This is a genomic window from Thioalkalivibrio sp. ALJ1 (assembly GCF_000745395.1).
Lineage (GTDB): Bacteria > Pseudomonadota > Gammaproteobacteria > Ectothiorhodospirales > Ectothiorhodospiraceae > Thioalkalivibrio.
On the sequence record NZ_KN050684.1, the window covers coordinates 337299 to 362529 of the forward strand.

Annotated in this window: 30 protein-coding genes and 1 pseudogene; 6 read left to right on the plus strand and 25 right to left on the minus strand. The window is 63.7% G+C overall.

The genetic code is table 11. The features are described 5' to 3' along the window. Positions 1–139: 139 nt before the first annotated feature. On the minus strand, positions 140–718 hold the full coding sequence (gene grpE, locus F462_RS03905; RefSeq protein ID WP_038051789.1) for a nucleotide exchange factor GrpE: 579 nt from the start codon (positions 716–718) through the stop codon (positions 140–142). A 120-nt stretch (positions 719–838) separates the two neighbouring features. Next, the gene (hrcA, locus tag F462_RS03910; RefSeq protein ID WP_018142032.1) at positions 839–1897 is read right to left on the minus strand and encodes a heat-inducible transcriptional repressor HrcA; all 1059 of its coding nucleotides are present in this window, start codon (positions 1895–1897) and stop codon (positions 839–841) included. A gap of 141 nt (positions 1898–2038) precedes the next feature. Between hrcA and F462_RS03915 the strand changes: the two genes are divergently transcribed. Both F462_RS03915 and recN read left to right on the plus strand, forming a co-directional pair. After that, the gene (locus tag F462_RS03915) at positions 2039–2917 is read left to right on the plus strand and encodes an NAD(+) kinase (RefSeq protein WP_038051792.1); all 879 of its coding nucleotides are present in this window, start codon (positions 2039–2041) and stop codon (positions 2915–2917) included. 4 nt (positions 2918–2921) lie between these two features. Then, positions 2922–4583, plus strand: coding sequence for a DNA repair protein RecN (recN, locus tag F462_RS03920; RefSeq protein WP_038051796.1), 1662 nt, complete (start codon positions 2922–2924; stop codon positions 4581–4583). Positions 4584–4686: 103 nt separating this feature from the next. Here recN and F462_RS03925 read toward each other — a convergent pair whose 3' ends face one another. The 3 genes from F462_RS03925 to F462_RS03935 are packed head-to-tail and all read right to left on the minus strand — an operon-like array spanning position 4687 to position 6384. Continuing rightward, positions 4687–5172, minus strand: a complete 486-nt coding sequence (locus tag F462_RS03925; protein WP_038051799.1) for a gamma-glutamylcyclotransferase family protein — start codon at positions 5170–5172, stop codon at positions 4687–4689. Between the two features lie 2 nt (positions 5173–5174). Beyond that, on the minus strand, positions 5175–5690 hold the full coding sequence (locus F462_RS03930) for a YcgN family cysteine cluster protein (protein WP_038051802.1): 516 nt from the start codon (positions 5688–5690) through the stop codon (positions 5175–5177). Further along, entirely contained in the window at positions 5683–6384 is a 702-nt protein-coding gene (locus F462_RS03935) for a hypothetical protein (RefSeq protein ID WP_026181680.1), read from the minus strand. The genes F462_RS03930 and F462_RS03935 overlap by 8 nt, the downstream gene beginning before the upstream one ends. A 99-nt stretch (positions 6385–6483) precedes the next feature. Here F462_RS03935 and F462_RS03940 point away from each other — a divergent pair, with 99 nt between their 5' ends. The 3 genes from F462_RS03940 (at position 6484) to F462_RS03950 (ending at position 8381) form a co-directional block, all read left to right on the plus strand. Continuing rightward, the gene (locus F462_RS03940; protein WP_018142038.1) at positions 6484–7614 is read left to right on the plus strand and encodes a hypothetical protein; all 1131 of its coding nucleotides are present in this window, start codon (positions 6484–6486) and stop codon (positions 7612–7614) included. 91 nt (positions 7615–7705) lie between these two features. Continuing rightward, positions 7706–7921 carry a hypothetical protein gene (locus F462_RS03945; protein WP_018142039.1) on the plus strand — a complete coding sequence of 72 codons (216 nt, stop codon included), beginning with the start codon at positions 7706–7708 and terminating at the stop codon, positions 7919–7921. Positions 7922–7952: 31 nt separating this feature from the next. Next, positions 7953–8381: a hypothetical protein gene (locus F462_RS03950; RefSeq protein WP_018142040.1), complete on the plus strand. Its 429-nt coding sequence runs from the start codon at positions 7953–7955 to the stop codon at positions 8379–8381. A 270-nt stretch (positions 8382–8651) separates the two neighbouring features. Here F462_RS03950 and F462_RS03955 read toward each other — a convergent pair whose 3' ends face one another. After that, on the minus strand, positions 8652–9332 hold the full coding sequence (locus tag F462_RS03955; RefSeq protein ID WP_038054800.1) for a tetratricopeptide repeat protein: 681 nt from the start codon (positions 9330–9332) through the stop codon (positions 8652–8654). A 211-nt stretch (positions 9333–9543) separates the two neighbouring features. Here F462_RS03955 and F462_RS03960 point away from each other — a divergent pair, with 211 nt between their 5' ends. Next, positions 9544–9822 carry a hypothetical protein gene (locus F462_RS03960; protein WP_018874390.1) on the plus strand — a complete coding sequence of 93 codons (279 nt, stop codon included), beginning with the start codon at positions 9544–9546 and terminating at the stop codon, positions 9820–9822. A gap of 69 nt (positions 9823–9891) precedes the next feature. On the opposite strand, the gene F462_RS03965 is transcribed toward F462_RS03960, so the two are convergent. From F462_RS03965 to trmD, 19 genes and pseudogenes are all read right to left on the minus strand, one after another. Beyond that, positions 9892–10083, minus strand: coding sequence for a hypothetical protein (locus F462_RS03965; RefSeq protein ID WP_018142043.1), 192 nt, complete (start codon positions 10081–10083; stop codon positions 9892–9894). A 222-nt stretch (positions 10084–10305) separates the two neighbouring features. After that, the gene (locus tag F462_RS03970; protein WP_038051805.1) at positions 10306–12444 is read right to left on the minus strand and encodes a TonB-dependent receptor domain-containing protein; all 2139 of its coding nucleotides are present in this window, start codon (positions 12442–12444) and stop codon (positions 10306–10308) included. A gap of 111 nt (positions 12445–12555) precedes the next feature. Continuing rightward, a pseudogene (gene hemP, locus F462_RS13950) lies at positions 12556–12675 on the minus strand (hemin uptake protein HemP); the annotation flags it as partial. 133 nt (positions 12676–12808) lie between these two features. Next, the gene (bfr, locus tag F462_RS03975) at positions 12809–13285 is read right to left on the minus strand and encodes a bacterioferritin (protein WP_038051808.1); all 477 of its coding nucleotides are present in this window, start codon (positions 13283–13285) and stop codon (positions 12809–12811) included. A 196-nt stretch (positions 13286–13481) separates the two neighbouring features. Then, complete coding sequence (locus F462_RS03980) at positions 13482–13889, minus strand: hypothetical protein (RefSeq protein ID WP_038054801.1); 408 nt, start codon at positions 13887–13889, stop codon at positions 13482–13484. A 117-nt stretch (positions 13890–14006) separates the two neighbouring features. After that, positions 14007–14894 (minus strand): energy transducer TonB, encoded by an 888-nt coding sequence (locus F462_RS03985; RefSeq protein ID WP_038051811.1) that lies wholly within the window; start codon positions 14892–14894, stop codon positions 14007–14009. After that, a complete protein-coding gene (locus F462_RS03990) occupies positions 14894–15316 on the minus strand; it encodes an ExbD/TolR family protein (RefSeq protein WP_038051814.1) in 423 nt (140 codons plus the stop codon). The genes F462_RS03985 and F462_RS03990 overlap by 1 nt, the downstream gene beginning before the upstream one ends. Beyond that, a complete protein-coding gene (locus tag F462_RS03995) occupies positions 15313–15711 on the minus strand; it encodes an ExbD/TolR family protein (protein WP_018142051.1) in 399 nt (132 codons plus the stop codon). The genes F462_RS03990 and F462_RS03995 overlap by 4 nt, the downstream gene beginning before the upstream one ends. Continuing rightward, on the minus strand, positions 15698–16429 hold the full coding sequence (locus F462_RS04000; protein ID WP_018142052.1) for a MotA/TolQ/ExbB proton channel family protein: 732 nt from the start codon (positions 16427–16429) through the stop codon (positions 15698–15700). The genes F462_RS03995 and F462_RS04000 overlap by 14 nt, the downstream gene beginning before the upstream one ends. A gap of 186 nt (positions 16430–16615) precedes the next feature. Continuing rightward, the gene (locus F462_RS13220) at positions 16616–16879 is read right to left on the minus strand and encodes a (2Fe-2S)-binding protein (protein ID WP_081911358.1); all 264 of its coding nucleotides are present in this window, start codon (positions 16877–16879) and stop codon (positions 16616–16618) included. Between the two features lie 178 nt (positions 16880–17057). After that, entirely contained in the window at positions 17058–17540 is a 483-nt protein-coding gene (locus tag F462_RS04005; protein ID WP_018142053.1) for an FKBP-type peptidyl-prolyl cis-trans isomerase, read from the minus strand. 117 nt (positions 17541–17657) lie between these two features. Beyond that, a complete protein-coding gene (gene htpG, locus F462_RS04010; RefSeq protein ID WP_038051817.1) occupies positions 17658–19568 on the minus strand; it encodes a molecular chaperone HtpG in 1911 nt (636 codons plus the stop codon). Continuing rightward, positions 19565–20473, minus strand: coding sequence for a 23S rRNA (adenine(2030)-N(6))-methyltransferase RlmJ (locus F462_RS04015; RefSeq protein WP_038051821.1), 909 nt, complete (start codon positions 20471–20473; stop codon positions 19565–19567). Before F462_RS04015 ends, htpG begins: the two co-directional genes overlap by 4 nt. 91 nt (positions 20474–20564) lie before the next feature. Then, positions 20565–21281: a sulfur oxidation c-type cytochrome SoxX gene (soxX, locus tag F462_RS04020; RefSeq protein ID WP_038051824.1), complete on the minus strand. Its 717-nt coding sequence runs from the start codon at positions 21279–21281 to the stop codon at positions 20565–20567. 240 nt (positions 21282–21521) lie between these two features. After that, a complete protein-coding gene (gene soxX / locus F462_RS04025) occupies positions 21522–22220 on the minus strand; it encodes a sulfur oxidation c-type cytochrome SoxX (protein WP_038051827.1) in 699 nt (232 codons plus the stop codon). Positions 22221–22248: 28 nt separating this feature from the next. Further along, a complete protein-coding gene (soxA, locus tag F462_RS04030; RefSeq protein WP_038054802.1) occupies positions 22249–23058 on the minus strand; it encodes a sulfur oxidation c-type cytochrome SoxA in 810 nt (269 codons plus the stop codon). A 446-nt stretch (positions 23059–23504) separates the two neighbouring features. Then, positions 23505–24071 carry a methylated-DNA--[protein]-cysteine S-methyltransferase gene (locus F462_RS04035; RefSeq protein WP_208854127.1) on the minus strand — a complete coding sequence of 189 codons (567 nt, stop codon included), beginning with the start codon at positions 24069–24071 and terminating at the stop codon, positions 23505–23507. A gap of 23 nt (positions 24072–24094) precedes the next feature. Then, positions 24095–24451, minus strand: coding sequence for a 50S ribosomal protein L19 (rplS, locus tag F462_RS04040; RefSeq protein WP_038051833.1), 357 nt, complete (start codon positions 24449–24451; stop codon positions 24095–24097). 9 nt (positions 24452–24460) lie between these two features. Then, the gene (trmD, locus tag F462_RS04045; protein ID WP_038051836.1) at positions 24461–25228 is read right to left on the minus strand and encodes a tRNA (guanosine(37)-N1)-methyltransferase TrmD; all 768 of its coding nucleotides are present in this window, start codon (positions 25226–25228) and stop codon (positions 24461–24463) included. Positions 25229–25231 lie beyond the last annotated feature (3 nt).

Sequence of the window (25231 nt, forward strand, 5' to 3'; positions counted from 1 at the left end):
ACTGAAATCTCCTGATGCGAAAAATTTTTTCCGGCAGCACGTGTTCGTCTGCCAACTTGTACGGGAATCTGGGGCCTCGGGTCGGGTTTTCAAGGGGACCGTGTCCGACATCCCCGAAACCCGCCCCGGAAACACGGCGTCAGGCGCTCTCGTCAATATTCGGAGAGGTCGGCGCCTTGGAGACCACCACCATGGCCGGGCGCAATACACGGCCCTGCAGCAGGAAGCCCTTCTGCATAGTGGCGACCACGGTATTCGGCGGGTTTTCCGGATCTTCCTGCATGGACATCGCCTGGTGGCGTTCCGGATCGAAACGCTGGCCGGTCGGGTCTTCGGACTGGATACCGAACTTCTCGAACACGCGGGTCAGATTCTTCAGGGTAAGCTCGGCGCCCTCGATGATGCGCTCGACATCCTTGGACTCGCGCGCGGCCTGCAGGCCCATCTCCAGCGAGTCGCTCACCTCTAGCATCTCGGAGGCAAACTTTTCCATCGCGTACTTGTGCGCGTTCTCCAGCTCACGCTCGAAACGCCGGCGCTGATTCTCCAGCTCCGCCTGCGCGCGCAGGGCCTGATCGCGGCGCTCTTCGGCCAGGACCTCAAGCTCCTGTAACCGATCGTCCGTGCCGCCGTCGTCCTGACTATCGGCACTGGGCGACTCTTCGTGTCGGCTCTCGAGCTCTTCCGGCTGTTCCTGGGGTTCCCGCTGTTCGGACATGATGGCCTCGCGAATCGAAAAAAATGGGACCGCCCGCCCGGTGTACGACCGGCAGGCAGAGTGAATTCGGGTTGTCTAGCGAATGTTGGGGGCACTCGTAGTGGTTTCAAGGCCGCGGAACTACTTCTTCGCATCGTTGGCCGGATCGCCCAGCGCCGAACCGAGCAACCGGGCGGTCACATCCACAATCGGGATCACCCGGTCATAGGACATGCGCGTGGGCCCAATGACCCCCAGCACGCCGACCACTTCACCATCCACGCTATAGGGAGCGGTTACCACCGAACAGTTCTCGAACCAGTCGAGCCCGGATTCGCGACCGATAAAGATCTGCACTCGGTCGCTGCGGATGCACTGGTCGAGGATGCCAAGGATCTCCTGTTTCTCGTTGAAGGCCTCCAGCAACTGGCGCAGGCGGGCCATATCCGCCAACTCCTCGTAGCCGAGCAGATGCGTCTGGCCGGCCACGACCACGTCGTCCGGATCTTCGTCGCCGACCGCCTTCTCGCCCAGGTCGATCGCGGCCAGCATCATCGCGTCGAGGTCGTCGCGCACTTCGCGCATTTCGCGCAGGAGTTCGGCCCGCACCGTATGCAGGCTCTTCCCGGCCAGATGGGCGTTCAGGTAGTTCGCCATGCGCTGCAACTCGTCCTGGTCGAAGTCACGCTCCAGCTCCAGGACCCGGTTTTGCACCTCTTTACCATCAATCACCAGGATCGCGAGGACGCGGCCCTCGCCGAGACGCAGGAACTCGATCTGACTGAGTGCCACGTTGCGATGCCGGGGCAGACGTACCATCCCGGCCATGCGCGTGACCCTCGAAAGCAGGTTACTGGTGGCATCCATCAGGTCCTGGGTGCTGGCATTCGGGTCGAACCCGGACTGGATCGCACGGATGTCCTCCGGCGACGGGTTACGCACCTCCAGCAGGCTGTCGACGAACAACCGGTAACCGGCCGGCGTGGGAATACGACCGGCCGAGGTGTGCGGCGAGTGGATCAGCCCCATATCCTCGAGATCCGCCATCACGTTGCGCACAGTGGCGGCACTCACGCTCAGCCCGGAGGTTCGGGCCAGGGTGCGCGATCCGACGGGCTGACCATCCCGGATATAACTCTCGATCAGGGTCCGCAGCAGGGTGCGGGCCCTGGCGTCCAGATTGATCGTTGCGTTTTCCATGGATCGTCAGCGCTCCACTCGGTCGAGTGCTACAAAGGTACAGTCTTGGATGGAGTCGGAAGCACGTCAAGGGAAACACTGATTAGTGTGTCCCTGTAAACCCCGGGTGCAGTCGCGGGCCCTTTTCCGGATAATGCCGGCATGATGCCAGACTTTAATAAGGTCGGACTGGTCGGCAAGACCAGCGATTCGCGCACCGCGCCGCTGGTCGCGACGCTGGTGGGTCTGCTGCAGGAACGCGGACGCCAGGTCTTCATGGAACAGGAGATCGACGGCTTCGAACGCCCGGACCGCGTCGACCTGCTGCCCCTGGAAGAGCTGGCCCAGGCGGTCGATCTGCTGATCGTGATTGGTGGCGACGGGACCTTGCTCGCCACCGCCCGCGAGGTGGCCGACGCCGACACGCCGCTGCTGGGGATCAACCTGGGTCGGCTGGGTTTCCTGGTGGACGTCTCCCCCGACACGGCTCCCGAGGAGCTGGGCGAGGTCCTCGATGGGGCCTTCGAGCGCGAACCGCGCGCGATGCTGGAGGCGGAACTGATCCGCGACGGTGTCACCATCCACCGCGGTATCGCCCTGAACGATGTGGTCCTGCACGTGCTGAGCGTGGTGCGCATCATCGAATTCGACACCGCCATCGACGGCATGGATGTCGGCCGTCTGCGCGCCGACGGTCTGGTGGTGGCCACCCCAACCGGCTCCACCGCCTACGCCCTGTCCGCCGGAGGGCCGATCCTGACCCCACAGCTAGACGCGATGGTGCTCGTACCGGTCTGCCCGCACAGCCTGAACCATCGCCCGCTGGTCGTCAGCGGTCGCTCCACCATCGAGATCCGACTGTCCAGTGGTAGCCGCTCGCCGGCCCAGATCGCACTGGACGGCCAGGAGAACGTGGATTTTGCCCCCGGCGACCTGCTCCGCATCCACCGCCGCGAGCAAGCGCTGACGCTGATCCATCCCCGCGAACATCACTTCCTGCGCGTGCTTCGCACCAAGCTGCGCTGGGGCGAGCAACCCTGATCTCATGCTGCGCCTGATCAGCATCCGCGACTTCGCGATCATCGACCAGCTGGAACTGGAGCTGGATACAGGCCTGAGTGCCCTGACCGGCGAAACCGGGGCCGGCAAGTCCATCCTGATCGACGTGATCGGCCAGCTGCTGGGTGATCGCGCCGATGCCAGCATGGTGCGCGAGGGCGCCGAGCAGGCCGATCTCTCCGCGGAATTCGCCCTGCCCGACGAGGGCCCGGCCACCGCCTGGCTGGCCGAACAGGAGCTGGGCGCCGACGAGGACGACCACGTGCTTCTGCGCCGGGTCCTCACCCGCCAGGGCAAGAGCCGCGCCTGGATCAACGGACGCCCGGTTGCCGTCGGCCAGTTACGTACCCTGGGCGAATGGCTGGTAGACATCCATGGCCAGCATGCCCACCAGCAGTTGTTGCAGCGCGACACCCAGCGCCACTGGCTGGACGGTTTTCTCGAGGGCCAGCCGGTCGCGACCGTGCGCGATGCCTACCGCGCCTGGCGCGAAGCCGCCCGCGCGCAGGAACAGGCGCGCGAGGCCCAGGCCGACACCTCCGACCGTCTCGACCTGCTGCGTTTCCAGACCGGCGAACTGGCCGAACTGGCGCCGGTCGCCGACGAGTACCCGCGGCTCTTGACCGAGCAGAACCAGCTCGCCCACGGCACCGAGGTCCTGAGCGCCCTGCAAACGGCCAGCCAGCAGATCGAGGACGACAGCGGGCTGGACACCCAGCTCAGCCAAGTCCTGCATGCCTTGCAGGATGCCGTGCAACATGACGAACGGATCCAGCCGGCAGTCGACCTACTGGAGTCCGCCCGCATCCAGATCGACGAGGCCGGCGACACCCTGCGGCGCCTCGCGGACAGCGTCGAGCTGGACCCGGAGCGCCTGGCCGAGCTGGACACCCGGGTCAGCGAATACCTGCGCCTGGCGCGCAAGCACCACGTCGACCCCGAGACCCTGCCTAGCCTGTACGACGAACTCCAGGCGGAGCTGGACGCCCTCGAGAACGGCGGCCAGACCGTAGAGGCGCTGGAGGAGCGCGAGCAGGAGACCCGCAGCGCCTTCGACACCGCCGCGACGGCACTTACCCAGGCCCGCCAGCAAGCGGCAGAACACATTGGCCAGGCAGTCACCGACACCATGCAGGAACTGGGCATGGCCGGCGGCCACTTCGAGATCGGCATCGAACCCGCCGACAAGCCACAGGCGCACGGTCTCGACCAGATCGAGTTCCGCGTGGCCGCGAACCCGGGCAGCGCACCGCAGCCGATGGCCAAGGTCGCCTCCGGCGGCGAACTCTCGCGCATCGGCCTGGCCCTTCAGGTCCTGGCCAGTCAGCAACAGACCGTGCCCACCCTGATCTTCGACGAGGTCGACAGCGGCATCAGCGGCGCGGTGGCCGAGGTGGTTGGGCGCAAACTGCGGACCCTCGGCGAGCGCCATCAGGTCCTCTGCGTCACCCACCTGGCCCAGGTCGCCGCGCAAGCGCATCACCAGTTGGAGGTGCAAAAGACCCACGCCGAGAACGGGACCCGCACCGCAATCCAGTCACTGGACGACGAGCACCGTGTGGAGGCCCTGGCGCGCCTGATCGGTGGGAGTCAGCTCACCGAGACCACCCGGACCCACGCCCGCGAACTCCTCGCCGCCGCCGGGTAGGAAGGCCCTAAGTCGGCGTTTCAGGGTGCGGTTGAGCAAAGCGAGACGCACCGTTCACCGGCGGCCGGGATCAAGGGGGAACACGGTAAGCGCTACGACCGGGTCAGGAGTTGGGCGGCCATGTCCCTTCGGGAAGGTAGCGCGCGCCAGATGGCAACTGCGGCATCCAGTACACCCACAAGGCTCTCGGACCACCCTCGGTTCGAGCCAACACCAGCGTCCGGCGGTACTCCCCACGGCCATCGGGGCGCACGCCTTCAAGGGTGTCCACCGGCGGCAGGGTCCGCGCAGGATCGGGCAGGCGAACCCACTCGCCGTGGATGGCACCCCAGTGGGCCTCCGGAGCCTCGGGAGACGCAGGCTTAGGGGATCGGTGTTGACGGTCCGCGTCGCGCGCCGGATCGGGGCTAGCTTCCAGCAGGATCTGGCTTGGCGGGATCTGCACGGCCGGATAGCCCACAGGCAGGTGATACAACCGCCCCATGATCGTCGCGGGCTGGATGTGCACGGCCTGGGCGCAGAACGCGCGGTGATTCGCCAAGCCACGCTTGAGCGTGCCGTAAACGAACAGGTCCACCACCCGCGACACGGCTACTCCTGCGGCTGGCGAACCATTGGGGTCCAGCGACGAGCCGATTCCGGCTCCTGTCCCGGCCAGTCCACCACGTAGTCGATCAGCGGCAAATCGGGCGCCACGCTCTCGCCGATCACGCGACCGGCCACCGAGACCCTCGCCGCGCGCACGCTGTCCGGATCGCCGCTGAGAAGGGGATGCCATGCGGGCAGTGGCTTGCCCTCGAAGCGCAGCCGGTAGGCGCAGGTCGGCGGTAGCCAGTTGTACTGCGACAGGTCTTCGAGGGTGAGCTGGATGCAATCCGGTACGAACTCACGGCGGTTTTCGTAGTTCGAGCAGTAGCCACTTTCGCAATCCAGCAGATCACAGGCCAGCCAGGTGAAGGCCAGCTCGCCCGAGTCCTCGTCCTCCAACTTATGCAGGCAACAACGCCCGCAACCATCGCAGAGCGCCTCCCACTCGGCATGCGTCAGCGTGTCGAGGGGACGCTCCCAGAATGGCCGGTCCGGGCCCGGGGCGCGTTGCTCACTCATGATCCCCGTGATCCTCGCCCAGACGGCGACGGCCCTCATCGTGCAGGCGCTCTACCGTCTGCCCCCAGCGTGCCTGGGTGACGTAATGCATCAACACACGGCCGCGCCGCGGGACCAGAATGGCCAGCCCGTACTCGGGGTAAAGCCAGTAGCTGTGATCGGAATCGATACGCATGCGTTCGCGCGGCTCGCCGAAACGCTGGGTGATCACATCCTCAGTCCAATGCGCTCGCGGGATGTAGCTCATCTCGACGACCGGCACATTGCCGAGCGACGTCAGGGCATCATCACTGAGGCCGTAGCGACGGGCGCCGCTGGGCATCGGACGCACGGAGGTCGTCTCCGACTCGATCCGGTCCAGCGCCGCCTCGTCCAGGTCTGGGCGCAGGATCAGGTTGGCCTCGAACGGCGGGATACGCGCGTTCGAGTAGTAGGCCTCCACCGAGCGCGAGCCGTCGGCATCCACGAACAGGCGGATATCCGGCACCGGCAGACGGCCCATCATATCGGCCATCGTGGTCTCGCCAAGGACGATCCCCATGACCCGCGTGCGCTGGCGATCACCGACCTCGATCTGCCAGGGCAGATCGGAGAACTGCTGGGTGCGCGTCCCGCCCGGATTGGAATAGACCCACATCGCAAGAGCCATAATGACCGCCATCGCCACCAACCCGATGATCCAGCGTAAGTGCATCGCGCGATTCCCCTTGAAGACGTAAAGCCCGGACATGGCGGGCGCGGCACACCGCCTCGTATAATGCGCCGCTTACTGCCCACCGGATAACAGCCCGCCATGTTCGCACGTTTGTCAGCCTGGATCACCGCCCGCTCCGTCCCCGACGACAGCCGTGGGCGCATTCTGATCCTGGCGCCAGGGGCCACCCTGCAAGCAGCCACCGACTGGCTGCACGAGCTGGCAAACCAGGTCGGCCCCGTGGCCCTGGGCGCCACCGATTGCGGCCATGACCGCGAGGTCGAGGGCCTGGTGGCCAGTCTCCCGGCCTTGGCCATGACCCCAGACCTGGCAGCCTCCCGCCTCGCACGACTGAGCCCCCGCGCCGTGCTGGTCCTGGGGAGTCAGGACATCGCCGCCCTGGGGCACGTCCTGATGTCGATCCAGGCACCCTGCATCTGGATCAACGCCGAGGGGCCGGGCCCCGAGGGCGCCGAATGGAGCGCGGTGTTCACGACGCGTGCGGGTGCAACGCCCACTGACATCGCCCAGGTGATTGGGGACCCAATTGCCGGCGCCGTGGACCTTCCCGCAGCCCCGGGGGGAGATGACGCCTTTTGCGAACGCTTCCGCGAATACCACGAGAAGGGCCATCCCATCCTGCTGGCCCCGAACACCGGGCCGGGTGAGGAGGCATTCGCCTTCGCCGTGCTGTTCGCGGTGCTGCGCAAGACGGCGGCCATCCTGTTGCTCGCTCCCGCCGACCCCGAACGGCACGAACCGGTGTATCGCGATGCAATCAAGTACTCACTGCCGATCATCCGTCACAACCGCTTCATGACCTCCTTCGTCCCGCGCAAGAACCGGGTGTACTACATCGAAGACCCCGAGACCCTGCGCGCAGCCTACACCTGCGCCGATATCACGCTGCCCGGCGGGACCCTGGCCGCCAGCGAGACGCCGCCAGACCTGGGTCTTCCACTCGCCTGCGGCAGCGCCGTAATCTGTGGCCCGGCGGCCCATGAGCGGCATCCGGATGCAGCCACTCGCCTGCGTATGGCCGCCGAGCACACTGGGCTGGTGGCGCGCGGCGAAGACCCCGAGGCGGTGGCCGCCGAAGTGCTGGCGCGCCTGGACGAAGGCATCGACCATGAGGCCCGCCGCCAACGCCTCGACGAATGGCAGGCTCGCCAGGCGCATGCGCGCGCAGCCGTTCGCGAGCACCTGGAGTCCTGCCTCCGACGCACCTGAGGCGCCCCGCCCTTCGCCGCAGGTGAAATGCAACTAATTGATCTATAATCGGGTCATACGATTCGAGCGACGCACAAGCGAGTATGGATCCATGATCGACGGCAGCGCCGCCCTGAAGGGCATCCAGAATGGTGTGACCAGCCTGCGCCAACAGGCCCATACGGTTGCGACCGAACAGGCCGGCAGCCGTGAAAGCACAGGCGCCCAGGTTGGCATGATCGCGAGCCAAAACCAGGTCGAGGCCTCGGTGAAGACCCTGCAGGCCGAAGACCGCATGATCGGCTCGCTTTTGGACGTGCGCGCCTAACCCCCCACCAGGAGGCTCGTCGAGGCATACGATGGAAGTCCCGGTTAGCAACCCCTCAGCTGCGGTACCGATCGGCACGCGCCCGACCGGCAGCGATCGGCTGGGCCTGGGGCAGCTGTCCACCCCGGCAGAATTCGAGCGCCCACTGAACGACCCCGAGGCCGGCGAGGCCCGGCGGCCGATCGAGGATCGCGCCGAACAGGAAGAAAACCGCGGCGGGGATGCCGAACAAGACCAGGGCCTGAGTTTCCCGCCCCGCTCGGAACAAGAAATGGCCTCGCGCGCCCGCGTCGCGGCCCAGATCGAAGCCTTCCGCAACGGCGACGAGCCGGCCGCACCCTCCGATGGTGGGGTGCTGGGCGGCGGCGGGGTCGAAGCCCTGCGCCGCCGTGTCGAGCTAGCCGTCAGCCTGGCCGGCCCCACGGAAGAGCCCCGCCGCGAACTGAACGTGGTGATCTAATCCTCGGCTGATCAAGGTCAAGGGCTTGTTCACCACGAAGCTCACGAAGGCACGAAGAAGGGCATTGGGAGGTGTGTGGCGCATCGCCCTGAATCCCGGGCCCGGGCCACATCCCCGTCGCCGCAATGCCGAACACCCCTCGGCGCCGAACAACCCCGTCATCGCGAGGCGCGCCGCGACGATCTGCGCGAACACCTTGAGTGTTTCCGTAGCGGGGCATAGCCCTTGTAGCCTCGTCCGAGGCGTTTGACCATCTGGCTTGAGTGGCGGCTACTGCAGACGCGGTGCGGGCGGCTTTGCCTGTGCCTGGTTGTGCAGCCATTCCTGGGCGCGCTCGCCCGCGTGCATACGTTCATCGGGGCTCAATTCGCGGGCGACGCGCTCACGGTGGCGGGCGGCACTGGCCACGCCCATCTCGGCGGCAATGGCATACCACTTGAACGCCGAGACATCGGAACGCTCAACGCCCTCGCCCATCGCGAACAAACGCCCGAGGTTGGCCGCGCCCCGGCCTTCACCCGCCTCGGCCGCGACCAGGTACCACTGCGCGGCCTGTTCGGAGTCCTGTGGCAGGCCTTGTCCTTCGTCGTATTTAACACCGAGGTTGAACATCGCCTGGGCATTGCCGCGTTCCGCCGCGATATGGAACCAGCGCGCCGCCTCGTTGGGATTCGCAGGTACACCATCGCCCTGCTCGAACAGCACGGCCAGGTTGAAGGCCGCATCCGGAAAGCCTTCCTCGGCCGCACGCTGGTACCACTGAGCAGCCTCCACCGCATCGCGCGGGAGAAACTGGCCCTCATCCAGCAGTACCCCCAGGTTATAGGCGCACTGGGGGTCACCGCCCTCTGCGCCCTGACGCCAAAGCGTCATCGCGGTGTCATGTTGACCCTGGGTCCAGGCATCTCGCGCCTGATCAAGCAAGGAATCGATTGAGGAAGGTTGCGCCATCATGTCCGGTCCGAAATTGTCCGACTTCACTTTAGCGAGGCATCCCAAGGGCGTCGACAAACCGCACGCCGAGGCGTGATGCGTCGCACGAACAGCGGGCGTCTCCGAAAAAACTGTGACGAAGTACCGGAAACTCTGGCGCCGTTTGTTCTGTCCCGAGGAGTGAACGCCTTTATACCGTTCACCTTTACCCAAATGGACAGGAGTTTCCATGAAGCATTCCACCAAGATCCTGGCCGCCATGGCCATTGCCCCCTTCGTATTCCTGATGGGCTGTTCCGATGGCGACATGGGCATGGAAGAGTTCGAGGAACAACAGATGCAGGAACAGCCCGAGGGTGGTGAAGGCGGTATGCAGAGCGCCCCGCCTCCGGAAGGCGACATGCAGCAGCCGCCAGAAGAAGGCGGGATGCAGCAACAACCCCCAACAGACGACGGCATGGACGAACAGGGCGGCTCCCTGGAACCCGAGGGTGACGATAACCTCTGAGCCCCGCCCAGAAGCGTAAAAAAAGCCCCGACACGCGTTGCGTGCCGGGGCTTTTCTGGGAGAGACCTATCAGTCGCTGAAGGTGTCTTCCATCTCTTCACCCGCATCTTCCATCGAGTCACCCGCATCGTCCATGGCGTCATCGATATCTTCGCCCGCCTCTTCGGCCGGGCCTTGGTTGTCGCAGCCAGCGAGGCTTGCACCCCCCAACGCCAACAACAACGCCATCAGGAAGATCGTCAGTCGAGATTTATTGAGCATCGGTTCGCTCCTTTACCGGTAAATGGATCCTTCACGTAAATAGCCCAGTCGACAGCCCCTGTCGAGGATCGCCTGTTGATGGACTCGCAGCTTGGGACCATCGGAATACAAGAATGATCGGCCTATCCGCCACCCGCCCCGGCAAACTGTGATTGGTATCAATCTTTCACAGCGGTGAGCGATGCCCTTGGGGCAACTCATTGAACGATCGATCTGGAGTCATCAGAACCGCGCGTTCAGCGACACAAACAGACGCCGTGGCTCATAAATGTTGTTGTAGACATTGCTGAACGTGGTCTCGCCCGTGTCCTCGCGTGCATAGGACCGGTAGTCCTTGAAGTCCTTGTCCAGCAGGTTGTAGATCGTCGCGTTCAGGCTCACGTTCTCCGTGATTCGGTATGCGGCACCCACGTTCACCATCGTGAAGCCACGGAAGTCGCCGAGCGCGTCGTAGGCGCCTTGCGCGCTACCGCCATCCTGCGGTTCATGGTAATTGCGCGGACGGAATGCACTGCTGCGGTATTCGGCCTCGGCAAAGCCCGCTACCCGCGGGGTGGCCTGCCAGTCGAGACGCGCGTTCAGCATGTGCTCGGGGACGCTCGCCAACGGGTCACCCACAGCACTGGCGGCGGTGCCACCCTTTTTCACCTCGCTGTCGGTCCAGGTGTAGTTCGCCGAGAACGCCCAGTCCGGCGCGAACTGATAACGTCCAGCAAGCTCGATCCCGCGCACGACGGACTCTCCGATATTCACATCGATACCTTCGTTGGCACCGGTCCCACGCTCGATCTTGTCCTTGAGCTCGTTGCGGAACACGGTCGCCTCGGCGGAGAAGTCCTGATAATTGTCATAGGCGACAGTGAACTCGACATTGGTACTGCGTTCGGGCTCGAGGTCAGGGTTACCGAACAGCGGGGTGGAGCCACCATCGCCATAGCCAATCACACCGTCCGTGATCTGCTCAATGTACGGGGCACGAAAGCCCTGACCGACCCCACCCTTAAGGGTCACCGTATCCGTCGCATTGAACACACCGTACAACCTTGGGGTGATCTGACTGCTGAAGTGCTCGTTGTCATCGAAACGCAGGCCGCCGGTCAGAGCGAAGCGGTCGGTCATGAACCACTCGTCCTCTACAAACAGGCTGTACTGCCACGTCGACAGGGTGTCAGGCAAGAGGCCGTCTTCCAGTTTGGGGCGCAGGTACTGCCCGCCCACCGTGACGATGTGATCGTCGAAGTCGGTGACCAGCTTGGAGTCCACGATTGTGGTGTCGAGCTGCAGCTTGCGTGGGCCACCCTCGCGGGAGGCATCGGGCACGGCCCCCTGGTTGATGGTACGGCCCTTGGTCTCGACACTGTCCTGGGTCAGCGTGGTTTCCCAGGTACCAAAGTCGTAGTCACCACGATGCCCCAGGCGAATCTGGTCGCGCTGGAATTCGAGCTCGCGGGAATAGCCACGCAGGAAGTTATCCCGCGAGTCGCCCGTTCCGGTCAGCCGGCCGAGCTGGCCGCGCGAGTTGTCATAGGTCTGGCGCGTAGTGTCCAACCGCAGCGAGAACTCGTCCTGAGCGTTGGGCGTAAAGATCAGCCGCCCACCAAACGTCTCGACATTGGCACTGGTGGGGTTCTGCCCCATCGTGCGGTTATCGGTCAGGCTGGACTCGGTCCCGGGGATATCGATGCTGGAGGCCGCACGTTCGTACAACCGGGTATAGAGCTGCATCGAAAGCCGCTCATCGACCAGCGGGCCCGCCAGATACCCCTCCAGCGTGGAATATCCCCCAAAGTCCGAGTCGGACTGGAAGGTGTGTCCCAGCGAGGCCGCCCCCTCCCACTCGTCCGTTGGCTGACGGGTAATGATATTGACCACCCCGCCAATCGCATCCGAGCCATACAGGGTCGACATCGGGCCACGAATGACCTCGATACGCTCGATCGCGGCGACCGGCGGCATGAACACACTGGAGGCATCGGTAAAGGCGTTTGGCGCCACGGTGCCGGAGACGTTCTGGCGCACCCCGTCGATCAGCACCAGGGTGTATTCCTCGGGCAGACCGCGCAAACTGATCGTCTGATTGCCGGTCTTGCCACTACGTGCATCCAGGGAGCGCACGTTCACCCCCTCGACCCCGCGCAGCGCATCCGCGAGATTGGTGACCTCTTTGCGTTCCAGCTCCTCGCGGGTCACGACAGAAATGCTGGCGGGGGCCTGCTGCAGGTCCTGCTCGAAACCGCCGGCCGTTATGACGACAGGCGAAAGCCGTTCAGTCCCGCCGGTGGCGGAGCCCTCTTGGGCGTGCGCCAATGGCGCGCCCAATACCGTCCCAATCGCAATAGCCAGCACACGTTTGTGGTTCATCATCAGTCTCCCTGAGGTTGGTAGGTAGCGGCGGTCTCTGTATGGAGCCGCATCCGGGAGGCTGGCTGGCATACCCTAAAGGGCTGGCTGGCTTGCCATGCGTTACTTGTTTTATTTGGTCAAAATTAGTTTTCGGCTGGAGGTCATACGGAGCGTGTAACACTGCCCCTCGTGGTGAATGAACAGCCGGTCTGACTCCTGCAACAACTCACTGGAACAAACCTCGCGCGGCCTCGAACAACCACCATGGACGGCAGCTGAAGTCCGCGTCGGCTCGTCCACGTTCGACCCAAAATCTGGTCCACTGGAACTCATTGCTGCCTCCAGGCCACCCCCGACGCGAGGGGATGGCCGTTGCGGTTGATTACGACACGGAACTCGCCTGGCTCTGCTCGTAGTTCTGCAAACCAATTCGGTCGATCAGTTGCAGCTGGGTCTCTAGCCAGTCGATATGGCTTTCCTCGCTGTCGAGGATTTTCTGGAGCAAATCCCGGGTCACGTAGTCCCGAACCTTCTCGCAATGAGCGATCGCCTCGCGATAGACAGGGGCCCCCTCATGCTCGAGCGCCAGGTCGGCCTCGAGAATCTCGCGAGTGTTCTCCCCAATATTCAGGGTGCCCAGATCCTGCAAATTGGGCAGACCTTCGAGAAACAGGATGCGGTTGATCAACTCGTCCGCATGCTTCATTTCATCGATCGATTCTTCGTATTCGGCCGCGGCCAGCTTTTCCAGCCCCCAGTCCTTGAACATGCGGGAATGGAGGAAATATTGGTTAATGGCAGTCAACTCGCCCCTTAGGGCCTGGTTGAGATACCGGATGACTTCTTTATCGCCTTGCATCACGACTCTCCTGAAAAGGTCTTTGGTCATACTCGGATGAACACTTGGTACTAATGGGTCACGAAACACCGTCCGAGCCCACTGCAATACCCCGATTGACCTGGTCGGGATACAAGACACCCTCAACGATGAGAAACAATATCGCTAATGCGAACGATTCGCAACCCGGTTATTGAATTTTATTGGGACAGAGGGGTCAACGAACCAAAGGTACGTCCGCAAGGCTCTCGACCTGAACATAATCGGCGCAGCCGTCGATCGCCCCTTCCGAACCTTCACAAACATTGATGTCGTTGATCAGGATGCGGCCAACGCTGTCACAGCTCGTGTCCGTCATCCGGAAAGCCCTTACCGAAATACTTCCCGCCCGCAACGGTGCCATCTCGACCACCGTGCGCCGCTGAATAATCCCATCCTCGTCGAACACCACCATATCCAGCTGGAACGACTCCAAGGCCTCGCCAAGACCATTCTCCAACACCAGATGCGCCCGACAGTCGTCACCATCGACTTCGAGCTTATTCAGTTGCACGCCGATTGCGGGGTCCCCCTCGGCCGTCGCGTTTCCCGAAAGCGCGAGCACAACAACGCCCAGAAGCCACATGCTGATGGTCTTTCTTGACGGATACATTGGACACTCCTCATCTTCGACTCGGGCTGACTCCACTGGGCCGGACTACTCGACCCCATGCCAGAGGCCAGTAGGTCGCTCATCTGATCGTCAGCGAATGGAAAAGGTTACGGGCACCACGATCTCGAATTCGTTCCGGTCAATGGCACTCGGGGCAGGGAACGGATCGGCACGCTCCACCATGTCCTCGACCGCACGGTCCAGGACTCGACTACCCGAACTCTCCTCGATCCGATACTCCATCACGTTTCCCTCGCCATCGAGACGCAGCCACACCGACGCGGTGCCTTCCTCTCTGCGGCGCTGAGCCTGACGCGGATAGCGCTTGTGCTGTTCAACCCATGCCTGGAGCTCCGCTAGATAGTCCGCGTCGGCACCCGGCTGTCCCCCTCCTGCCGCGTCGGAGTCCGAGGGTGCAGCGCCGGAGCCCGGCGAGCCGGCTTCCTCGTCGGGCGCATCGGTCTCAGCCGTCTCGGAGGCATCATCCGTCGGGTCACGATCCTCGCTGGATTCCGACGCGGGTTCAGGCTCAGGCTCAGGCTCAGGCTCGGGCTCGGGCTCGGGCTCGGGCTCGGGCTCGGGCTCGGGTTCGGGTTCGGGTTCGGGTTCGGGTTCGGGTTCGGGTTCGGGTTCGGGTTCGGGTTCGGGTTCGGGTTCGGGTTCGACGACCTCGGCCTCTTCCACCGGCTGTTGTTCCGGCTCTACCGGCTCGGCCGTTTCCGGTTCCACGGGCTCGGCCTCCACCGCCTCGGGCACCTCCGGCTCCACCGGTTCGGCTTCTTCAGCGGTTTCCGCCGCCTCTGCGGGCATGACCTCGGGAGCACCCCCAGCCGCAGCCATGGAGATCTCCAGGCCGCCTACACCGGCATCCTCGGCGCCCGCGGGTGGCTCGCGCAGCAGCAATGCCGCAGCAACCAGCATGTGCAGCGCGACGGCCAGCACGAGGGCGGCCACCCAATGTCGGAACGTGGGCTGCATCAGGCCTCCGGCACCGTCAGCAGGTCAATCCGCTCGACCCCGACCTCGCGCAGGCGCTCCAGTACGCCCACCACCTCAACCGCCTCCGCACGCCCATCCGCCTTGACCCTCACGCGCGCCGATTCGCCATGACGTTCCAGATGTTCGCGCACCAGGGCCATCATGCCGTCGAGGTCGGTCTCGTCCTGATTAACCGCAAGACGGCCATCGGTACCGACAATGACCATGAACTGATCCGGCCCAGGCTGACCATCAACCGCCGATTCCACCGGCTCGACCTCGAACGGATCGATCGCGCTCAACTGACCGGCCACCATGAAAAAAATCAACAGCAGGAAGACGATGTTGATCAGCGGCAGGATGCTCTCGTCATCGTTGCGCGGGCGATGCGCGACATGAAAGTGGCGGCGTTGTCCGATCATGGGCGCCCATCCCGAATCACGGAGAGATTGCGCGCACCAACGGCGGAGAGTCCTTCCAGCACATTGACCGTGTCCTGCATGCTCACGCCGGCTGCAGGCATTACCAGCACACGCGTATCGGCGTCTTCCCGCACGCGCGCTCGAATCTGGTCACCTAGCTCACCCTCCGCGATCACCTGGCCACCCATCCGCAAGCCTTCCGGGCGGATCTCGACCAGCATCGCGCCCTCCATCGAGCCAGCCCCCCCAGCCTCGGCGGGGGCCTCAAGCTGCACTGCACGCCAATCCAGAAAGCTCGAGGCCAGCATGAAGAAGATGAGCAGGATGAAGACGACGTCGATCAGCGGAGTCAGGCTGATCAAGTTACGCCGGCGGGGACGATTAGTGTCCAGCATCGGCCGTTCGGGGCTGGCTGCCCTCTCCGGCATCCTTGGCCGAGGGTTTGCGAGCCGACGCGGACGAGCCGACCGAGGGATAAAGCCCGCCCGTGAACAGCCGGGTGACCGCATCATCCATGCGATGGGCCACGCGCTCGACGCGGGTCTCCAGCCAGTTGAGGGCCGCGACCACCGGGATCGCCACCGCAAGTCCAACCGCCGTGGTCAGCAACGCCTCCCATATACCCCCGGAAAGCACTGCGGGATCCACCTGGCTGCCGGCCTCTTCCAATGCCTGAAATGCCCGAATCATGCCCATAACTGTCCCCAGAAGACCCAGCAGAGGCGCCAGTGCGCCGATCACCTCGAGGGGTCGCAAACCCTGGCGCAGAGACTGGATCATGCCATTGCCATAACGCACGACTTCCTCGCGCACGACGGCCTCTGGCACCCCGTTGTGGAGCCCTCGGATGCCTAGGGACACGGCTCCCGCGGCCGGATTCGGCGAGGCGTCCGCGCACTGAATCGCGCCTTCGATATCGCCCTGGTGAAAGCGCTCCAGCGCTTCCTCGGCCGGGCGCACGTTGGTTACTTGCAATCGCCATAGCTGCCAGACCTTGACCAACACAAAGGCCAACGCGACCACGGACGCGCCCAACAAAATCAGTACGACAGGCCCGCCGGCGTCCAGAAACCCTGCCAGACGCTCCGATGGGACCCATTCTTCGAAATTCATGTATTAACTCCGAAAGCACTCAACAATTGCACCCAGTGTCGCGCCAGAGCGGACATCCACGCGCTCACGTGGAGAGCAGCGCTGTAGCTGGATAGTCTTTACGAGTTTCTCGATGGATTGGGCAACTGACGCCCGGGAGCAAGCGGCCCTACCCGCCGCACGTAACCCGTGCGCAAGCGCCCTAGCTTACAACCCCACCGCCGACTCGGGCAGTGACGCAGGGTCAAGACTGACCGCGAGATGACCACCAGGGGCATCCTCTCGATTGTGCCGAGCCGCCTCGTTCGCGCACCCCTTCAACAGGCAATGCGCACGCCGGGCGCACTTGCCGCATTCCGAGCTCACGCCCAAGCGCTCACGTAGATCCCGCATGCGGAGACCTTCCTGACTGGAATCGACCAGTTCCCGGATGTCCCGTTCGCGTACAGACTTGCAGATGCAGACGATCATCGCCTTCCTCAACCTGACTCGTATGTTGGGAAAGGACGATACGGTGATTGAGAATGGTTTGCAACACCATTAGCACTCTTAGGCCTATACGAACTCTCGTTCCGACAATAAAAAGGCCCCGCAGAAGCGGGGCCTGGAAGAACGGCGTGGCAGGCGGCATGCCCGCCCACAACCCGTCCTAGTGCTGGTGACCGCCTTCGCCATGGGCGTGGCCGTGCTCCAGCTCTTCGGCGGAGGCCTCGCGGACTTCGACGATCTCGACGTCGAAGTTCAGGGTCTCGCCGGCCAGCGGATGGTTGCCATCTACCGTCGCGGTGTCGCCCTCAACCTTGGTCACGGTGACAGTCAGCGGGCCATTCTCGGTCTGCGCCTGGAACTGCATCCCCGGCTCCACGGATTCGACCCCCTGGAACGCATCCATCGGGATTTCCTGGACCATGGCATCGATCTTCTCGCCATAGCCTTCTGCCGGGGCAACCTTGGCCTGGACCTTGTCACCCGCGGCCTTGCCTTCGAGCTCTCGCTCCAGACCCGGGACGAGCTGACCATTCCCGTGCAGGTAGGCCAACGGCTCGCGGCCTTCGGAGCTGTCGATCTTCTCGCCAGCGTCGTTGGTCAGGGTGTAGTGGATGGCCACCACGGCGTTTTGCGCGACTTGCATGGGCTTCGCCCTCTTAATACATGAACATACAAGGGTAACGCGGAACGTGACCCCACGTCAGGTCTGCCCCGCCGCGCACGCGGTTTCAACCGCGCACCGACGGAGGGATGTCGCTTGTCAGGCGGCGTTTTGCAGCAAAAGCCGGTTCAGGCGGGCCACGAAGCCGCTCGGATCTTCCAGCTGCCCACCCTCAGCCAGCAGGGACTGATCGAACAGCAACGAGGCAAGGTCGTTGAAATCATCGCCCTCGGCCGCTTTCAGGCGCTCCACCAGCGGATGCCCCGGGTTGACCTCCAGGACGGGCTTGCTTGAGAAGGTGTCCTGGCCGGCCTGCTTGAGCAACTCCTGCAGGTACAGCGCCATCTCGTGCTCGCCGAGCACAATGCAGGCCGGGGATTCCACCAGCCGCCGCGACGCGCGCACGCTGTCGACACGATCGCCCAGGGCCTGCTGCAGGCGCTCGGGCAGATCGGCCAGGTCCTCGTCAGCAGCCGATTCCCCGGTCTCGTTCTTCTGCTCGGCGTCCTCGCCGATGATCTTGTCGAGGTCCAGGTCACCCTTGGCGACGTTCTTCAACGGCTTGCCGTCGAACTCGCGCAGGTGGGAGAGCAACCACTCGTCCACCCGATCCGATAGCAACAGAACCTCGATCCCGTGCTTGCGGAAGACTTCCAGGTGCGGGCTGTTGCGTGCGGCCGAGGCATTGTCGGCGGTGATCAGATAGATCGCCTCCTGCCCCTCCTTCATGCGCGCGATGTAATCCGCCAGGGCGACATTCTGGGTGTCATCGCTGTTTTGGGTGCTGGCGAAGCGCAGCAACTTGGCGATCGCCTCCTGGTTGGCGTAGTCCTCGCCGGGGCCCTCCTTCAGCACGCGCCCGAAGTTCTGCCAGATTTCGGTGTATTTCTCCGGCTCATTGTCGGCAATCGACTGCATCAGGCCGAGGATCTTTTTCACCGAGCCCGAGCGGATCGAGTCGACCAGGCGGTTGTCCTGCAGGATCTCACGCGAGACGTTCAGCGGCAGGTCGGCCGAGTCCACCACCCCGCGCACGAAACGCAGGTAGTTGGGCAGGAGCTTCTCCGCATCATCCATGATGAACACACGCTTCACGTAGAGCTTCACCCCGTGGCGGGCATCGCGATCCCACAGGTCGAACGGCGCGCGCTTCGGGATATAAAAAAGTGTGGTGTATTCCTGCCGCCCTTCCACGTGGTTGTGGGTCCAGGCAGTCGGGTCATCGAAGTCGTGTGCGACATGCTTGTAGAACTCGCGGTATTCCTCGTCGCTGACCTCGCTCTTCGACCGCGTCCACAGGGCGCTGGCGCGGTTCACCGTCTCCCAGTCATCCGTGGGGTTACCCTCGTCGTCCTGCTTGCGCATGCGGATGGGGAAGGCCACATGATCGGAATAGCGACCGATGATGTGGCGCAGACGGACCGCCTCCAGGAACTCGTCGGCGTCTTCCTTCAACGTCAGGGTGATCTCGGTACCGGGCGCGGCACGCTCGCACGGCGTAATGGTGTATTCGCCATCACCGCGCGATTCCCAGCGCGTGCCTGCGTCGGCTTCGCTACCGGCGCGACGTGTCTCCAGGCGCACATGGTCCGCGACGATAAACGACGAGTAGAAGCCAACCCCGAACTGGCCGATGAGCTGCGAGTCCTTTTTCTGATCGCCCGTCAATTTTTCGAGGAATGCCTTGGTGCCGGAACGCGCGATGGTGCCGATGTGTTCAACGACTTCGTCACGCGACATGCCGATCCCGTTGTCGCGCACGGTTACGCTGCGTGCGTCCGTGTCGACCTCGACATCGATCGCCAGCTCGGCCGGCTGCGGAATCGCGTCGGGCTGGGCCAGGGCCTCGAAGCGCAGCTTGTCGCAGGCATCGGCGCCGTTGGAGATCAGCTCGCGCAGAAAGATCTCGCGATTCGAGTACAGCGAGTGAATCATCAGCTGCAGGAGCTGGCTGACCTCGGTCTCGAAGCGGCGGGTCTCGGTTTTCGGGTCGGTCTGGGTCTCGCTCATGGCCTGCTCTTCCCTAAAATGGTCTCGACACGACGCAAGGTAGGGTCGCCCGCTCCATTTTCAAGGGCACCCGCCTGATACAGCCCCCCTGCTCCCTCGGGGTCGAGCAGCCGCCAGACCGGCAACAGCGTTTCCGCAAGGAGGGTCTCCAATTGCCACGGTGGCCGCAGCACCAGCATTCCCGAGCCAGCCAGCCCGCGATGGCGTTCCGGGTCCGGGGCGATACGCAGTTCGCTGATTAACCAGGGATCGTCCAGCTCGGCGCGCAGCTGTTCGCGCATCGCGTGATCCGGACGCCCGGCGACGACCGGGTACCAGATGAGGATCGTTCCGGTATTCCAGCGCTGGCGAATGGACTGGACCATCGCCACCACCTCGCGGTATTCCATCTTGCGCTGGTAGGGTGGATCCAGCAGAACGAGGCCGCGCCGCGGCTCCGGAGGGAAGAGCGCAGTCGCGGCCTCGCGGGCATCGCGCCGGTGCACGTGGCAGCGAGCGTCCTCGGTCAATCGGCCCTTTAGGCGCGCCTGCGTTTCCGGATTCTGCTCGCAGGCAATGAGCTGATCTCGCTCCCGCAGACGTGCCTGAATCAACAACGGTGAACCGAAGTATTCGGCCAGGTGCGGCGGATTCGGCTGCAAATCCCGCAGGGCCGACAAATACTCCTCAACGATGGGCGGCAACGATCCGGCACACGACCACAGCCGGCCAATCCCCGATGCGGCCTCGTCCGTCTGCCGGGCCCGCGCACTGCTCAGGCTGTAGCCCCCGGCGCCAGCATGCAAATCGATCGCGACAAAGGGTTTGTCGCGACCCCGCAACGAGTCCAGGACCTGCCACAGCACCAGGTGCTTGTGTACGTCGGCAAAGTTGCCGGCGTGAACGTCGTGTTGATATCTGGACATGAACCCTCAGAAACAAAAAGCCACCACGAACGGACCCGTGGTGGCTGAAGAAGGGTAGCCCATCTGGACCGCCCTCGACCGTGTGAACGGTTTACTGGTTAACCGGGGAATCCGGGTCCAGCAGATACGCCATGATATGCGCGATCTGTTCCTCGTCCAGGAAGTTATTGCGCCCGAACCGGGGCATGATCGTGCACGGGAAATACTGGTGAGGGTTCGACACCACCTGGTGTACGTAATTCACCACCGCACTATCCGAACCTCGCGTCGAACCATAGCCCGCGAGACTTGGGCCCAGCGTGCCGTAGAGCTCTTCGGACGGATCCATCTGGTGACAGGCATAACAGTTGCCGCCCACCTCGCGCTGACTGTGGTCATCGTTGTTGTGGCCGAGTCGGTACCCAAAGCCGGACCGTGCCAGCTCGGCGCCGCGGCGCCAGTTACCTAGTCGCGGGCCACCTGGGGGTTCCTGATAGCTTTCGCGGGCCATGGCGATTACCTCGCCCGCGGTATCGGAATCCGGCGCGCCCTCGAACGAGCAAGCGGCCTGAATGCCGTCTTGCGTCATGCGGTCGCGAGCCGTCCCTCCTTCCTGTGCCTCCTGCTCGAAACGGTAACTATCCGTCTCCAGCACGAGGTGGTCTGCTAATTCTTCGGCGCTCATCGCCGTTATGTCGACCTCACGGTCGGAATCACCCATCCAGCCGGTCAATCGGTCCCATCCATCGCCCAGTCCGTCGCAACCCGTAACCAGAACGGCGGAAGCCAGAATGGCCAAGCCTGCCCCAAGTCTCTTCTTGTTGAGCATCCCTGAAATCTCCTCTTGCGTCGGCTGCTGCCGCTTCTTTCCGAACATGTCGCCCGGACGTTCATCAACCGTGGCCTGTGGTTCTCCAAGCCCAATGGAGCGCGGGACCCCGGCGGACAACCCACGACTCTTATCGCAGGGGACCCTGGGGAGGGTCGGTGGAAAGAGGCCCCGCAGGCCATCCTGCGGAGCCTCAAAAAAAGGCAGCCCAGGAAGGCTGCCCCTAAACCAGCTAAGTGCTTACTGGTTGTTCACCGGAGACTCCGGATCCAGCAGATAAGCCATGATGTGGCTGATCTGCTCGTCGGTCAGGAGCTGGTGACGGTCGGAGTTGAACCGCGGCATCTGTGTGCACGGGAAGTACTGGTGAGGATTGGAAATCACCTCGTGCACATACCGCAGAACGGCTTCGCTGGTGCCACGCTGGGCGCCATAGTTTTCCAGGCTCGGCCCGATCGTACCCTGGGTGGATACGCGCGGATCAAACACGTGGCAGTTGTAGCAGTTGCCACCCTGCTCGCGCTGACCGTGGTCATCGTTGTTGTGGCCCATGCGATAGCCGAAGCCGGAATCCGCCAGCTCGGCACCCTTGCGCCAGTCACCCAGCTCGATACTCTCCGGGGCTTCGTAGCCCGCACGCGCCATGGCCACGACCTGACCGGCGGTTTCGCCATCGAGGTCTTCGCGGGTGTTGTCGAAGGAACAGGCCTTTTGCAACTCGTCCTGGGTCATGCGATCGGACCAGTTGCCGCCTTCCTGCATCTCCTGATCTCGGAAACTATTCGTTTCGAAGATGAGGTGCTCGGCAAGTTCCTCCGCGCTCATCGCGGTAATGTCGACGTCCGAACCTTTGCTTCCGTCTGCGACGGCACAGCCTGCGGCCAGGGCGACGGATGCGAACGCGGCCATACCGGCCGCAACAGCATTCTTTTTAAACATACTTGGTGTCTCCTATTGCGTCCGTAGGTTACCGCTTCAGGTCGGGCAGGATGGCCGGTTCGCCACGCGCCGCGTCATTCCAGTAGGAAATCAGGGCGGTGTTCACCGGGGAATCCGGCAGGATACCGGCGTGACGCATCTGCCATACGCAACCGCGAATACGGTGGTTCTGGCTACGCACGTTGTCCTGTCCAGCGCGGTGGGCGGGCCAGGAGACCGCCTTGGTCCATTCCTGCGAATTGCGCATCTCGGGGAGCACAGAGGCGCGGATCTGTTTACCGGTATCGCCATGGCAGGAGGCGCAGTTAAAGTCCATCGCACCACCACGACGGAAGAACAGCTTCTCGCCAGCGTCACGCATGGCCTGCTCTTCCGGGTGATCCAGCGGCGGATTCCATGCCATGCCGGAGGACTGGTGCGCAATGTAAGTGGTCAGACGCATGATGTCCGAGCCGCTGCCATGACGCTGGCCGACTTCGGAGTCATCGCTGGTGAAGCCCTGCAGTTCCTTCATGCAGTGCACCAGGCGGTGTTCGAAGTCCATCACCTTCCCGGTGTCTTCGAAGTAGCGCGGCAGTTCTACGTAGGCGCCTTCCAGCACGCCCGGACCCTTACCAAAGTCGCAGCCTTCCAGCGAGACGTTGTTCGGGCCGCGCTCGGCGTAGAACAGTTCTTCGCCTTCGTCGATCAGCCAGAGGGCGGGGTTATCCGGCATCATCATGATGTTCATTTCACTCTGGTGCAGGTACCTGGAGTCAGGCTGCGCCTCCAGCAGTCCCTGCAGGACATCGTTGGGGTCCTGCCATTCACCGGCCTGAGCCGCAGCCCCAACAGCCATTGCTACGGGCAACGCAAGCAATGCTTTCTTGAACATGGAAACCTCCATCACACGGGTTTTTTTCGATTGAGCCCGGGACTGATCTGGCCCGGACCTGTGTAGCAGAGTGCTGAACCCGAGTCCGTGCTGTCAACACAAAAGACTATATTAGCGTTTACTAACAGTCTGTTTTTCAAAGGTTCTTGGGCATCAACACCGAGAGGCAGACGGAGGTGGCCCTAATTCTATTCCCGGTTTTACGAACTTTTTTCAGGTTTCATTCAGGCGTCGAAACGCACGGAATGCGGGAGCAACTGGCTGATGCGGTGAGGGAATTGCCCAGAGACACGTCCAGCCATGTCGGCACTTGGAAAATTGGGTGCCCCAAGATCGACCACGCCCGGCGGTCGCAAAGAATCAAGGAGAGGGAAAATAACGGTCTGGTACTAGCCGTTAGAAAGTTGCGCTCAGTCGCGGCTGAGGACGCCCTCATGCACGAGCAGCAGGCGTTTCACCTGCGCCAACTCGCCCACCTGGTCGCCGGCATAACCTCCCACATCACGCGAGGCACGAAAGCGTGAGGACACCACACGATGGCAGGGAATAAACAACGGCCAGGGATTGGCACGGCAGGCCTGCCCCACCGCACGCGGGGCGGAGCCGACCTGGGCCGCAATCTCGGCGTAGGTGCGCACCTCCCCAACCGGGATCTTCGACAACGCCGCCCAGACCCGCCGGGAATGGGCACTGCCGGGCGGGACCGCGGATGTCGGTCGCCAGGCGGACGCATCGCGGCAGTAAGCACCCGGCTCAAACCGGGGGGCCTGCAAGTCGGCGCCCGGGATATCCACCAGCATGGTCAGCTCATCAGGCTCGTCCGGGTCCTGCCATTCACAAGCCAGTAGCTCGCCCCTGGCGGACTCCAGCCACACAAAAGCCAGCGCGACTCCAGGGAGGAGACAGCGCTGGCTCTGAGGCGTCGATCCAGCCGACATCAGGTAGCGAAATGCGAGGGGCGACGGGGACCCGGCCATCGACCGCGCCCCGCCCTGTCGCATTATTTCGCGGCCTTGATATCTTCCTTGATGCGGGCCGCCTTGCCGGTACGATCACGCAGGTAGTACAGCTTGGAGCGACGCACCTTACCGCGACGTTTCACCTTGATCTCCGCGATCTGTGGGCTGTGGGTCTGGAAGGTCCGCTCCACGCCGTTGCCGTAGGAGACTTTGCGTAGGGTAAAGGCGGAGTTGAGGCCGCGGTTGCGGACCCCGATCACCGCACCCTCGAAGGCCTGCAGACGCTCACGGTCCCCTTCGCGGACCTTGACCTGAACCACCAAGGTATCGCCGGGCCCGAAGTCGGGCACATCCGACTTCATCTGTGCGGCTTCCAGTTCCTGAATGACGTTATTCATTGCTCGACCTCAATCATCGCTTTCGGTGCGCGAGCCGCCGGCATGGCCACTCACACGGTATTCGTCCAACAGGGCCGCATCTTCGGCCCCGAGTTCCAGCCGGGCCAGCAGGTCCGGCCGCCGTTTCCAGGTCCGGCCCAGCGCCTCGCGGCGGCGCCAGCGCCGAATCGCGCCATGGTCACCGCCCAACAAGACCGGAGGCACGGACCGCCCGGCGACCGTCTCCGGGCGCGTGTAGTGCGGGCAATCCAGCAGCCCGGCACTAAACGAGTCCTGCCCGGCGGAGTCCGCATGCCCCAGCACGCCGGGCAGCAAACGGGCACAACCGTCAATCACCGCCATGGCCGCGAGTTCGCCGCCAGACAATACGAAGTCGCCCAGCGACCACTCCGCATCGACCTGCGCCTCGATGAAACGCTCGTCGATGCCCTCGTAGCGGCCACAGACCAGCGCCACACGCGGCCGTCCGGCCAGCTCCTGCAACATCGCCTGCCGGATCGGCCGGCCCTGAGGGGTCAGCGCGATCACATACGGCGGTGCTTCGGCATCCGCCCGCGCCGCATCCAGAGCGGACGCCAGCGGCGCGTACTGCATCACCATGCCCGGACCCCCGCCATACGGCCGGTCGTCCACAGCCTGGTGGAAGCCGGCGCCCCAGGCGCGCGGATTCCAGTATTCCAGTTCCAGCTGGCCGCGTTCCACGGCCCGTCCGGTTACGCCGGATTCGCCAACCGCCGCAACCAGTTCCGGGAACAGCGAGATGACGTCGAAACGCATCCG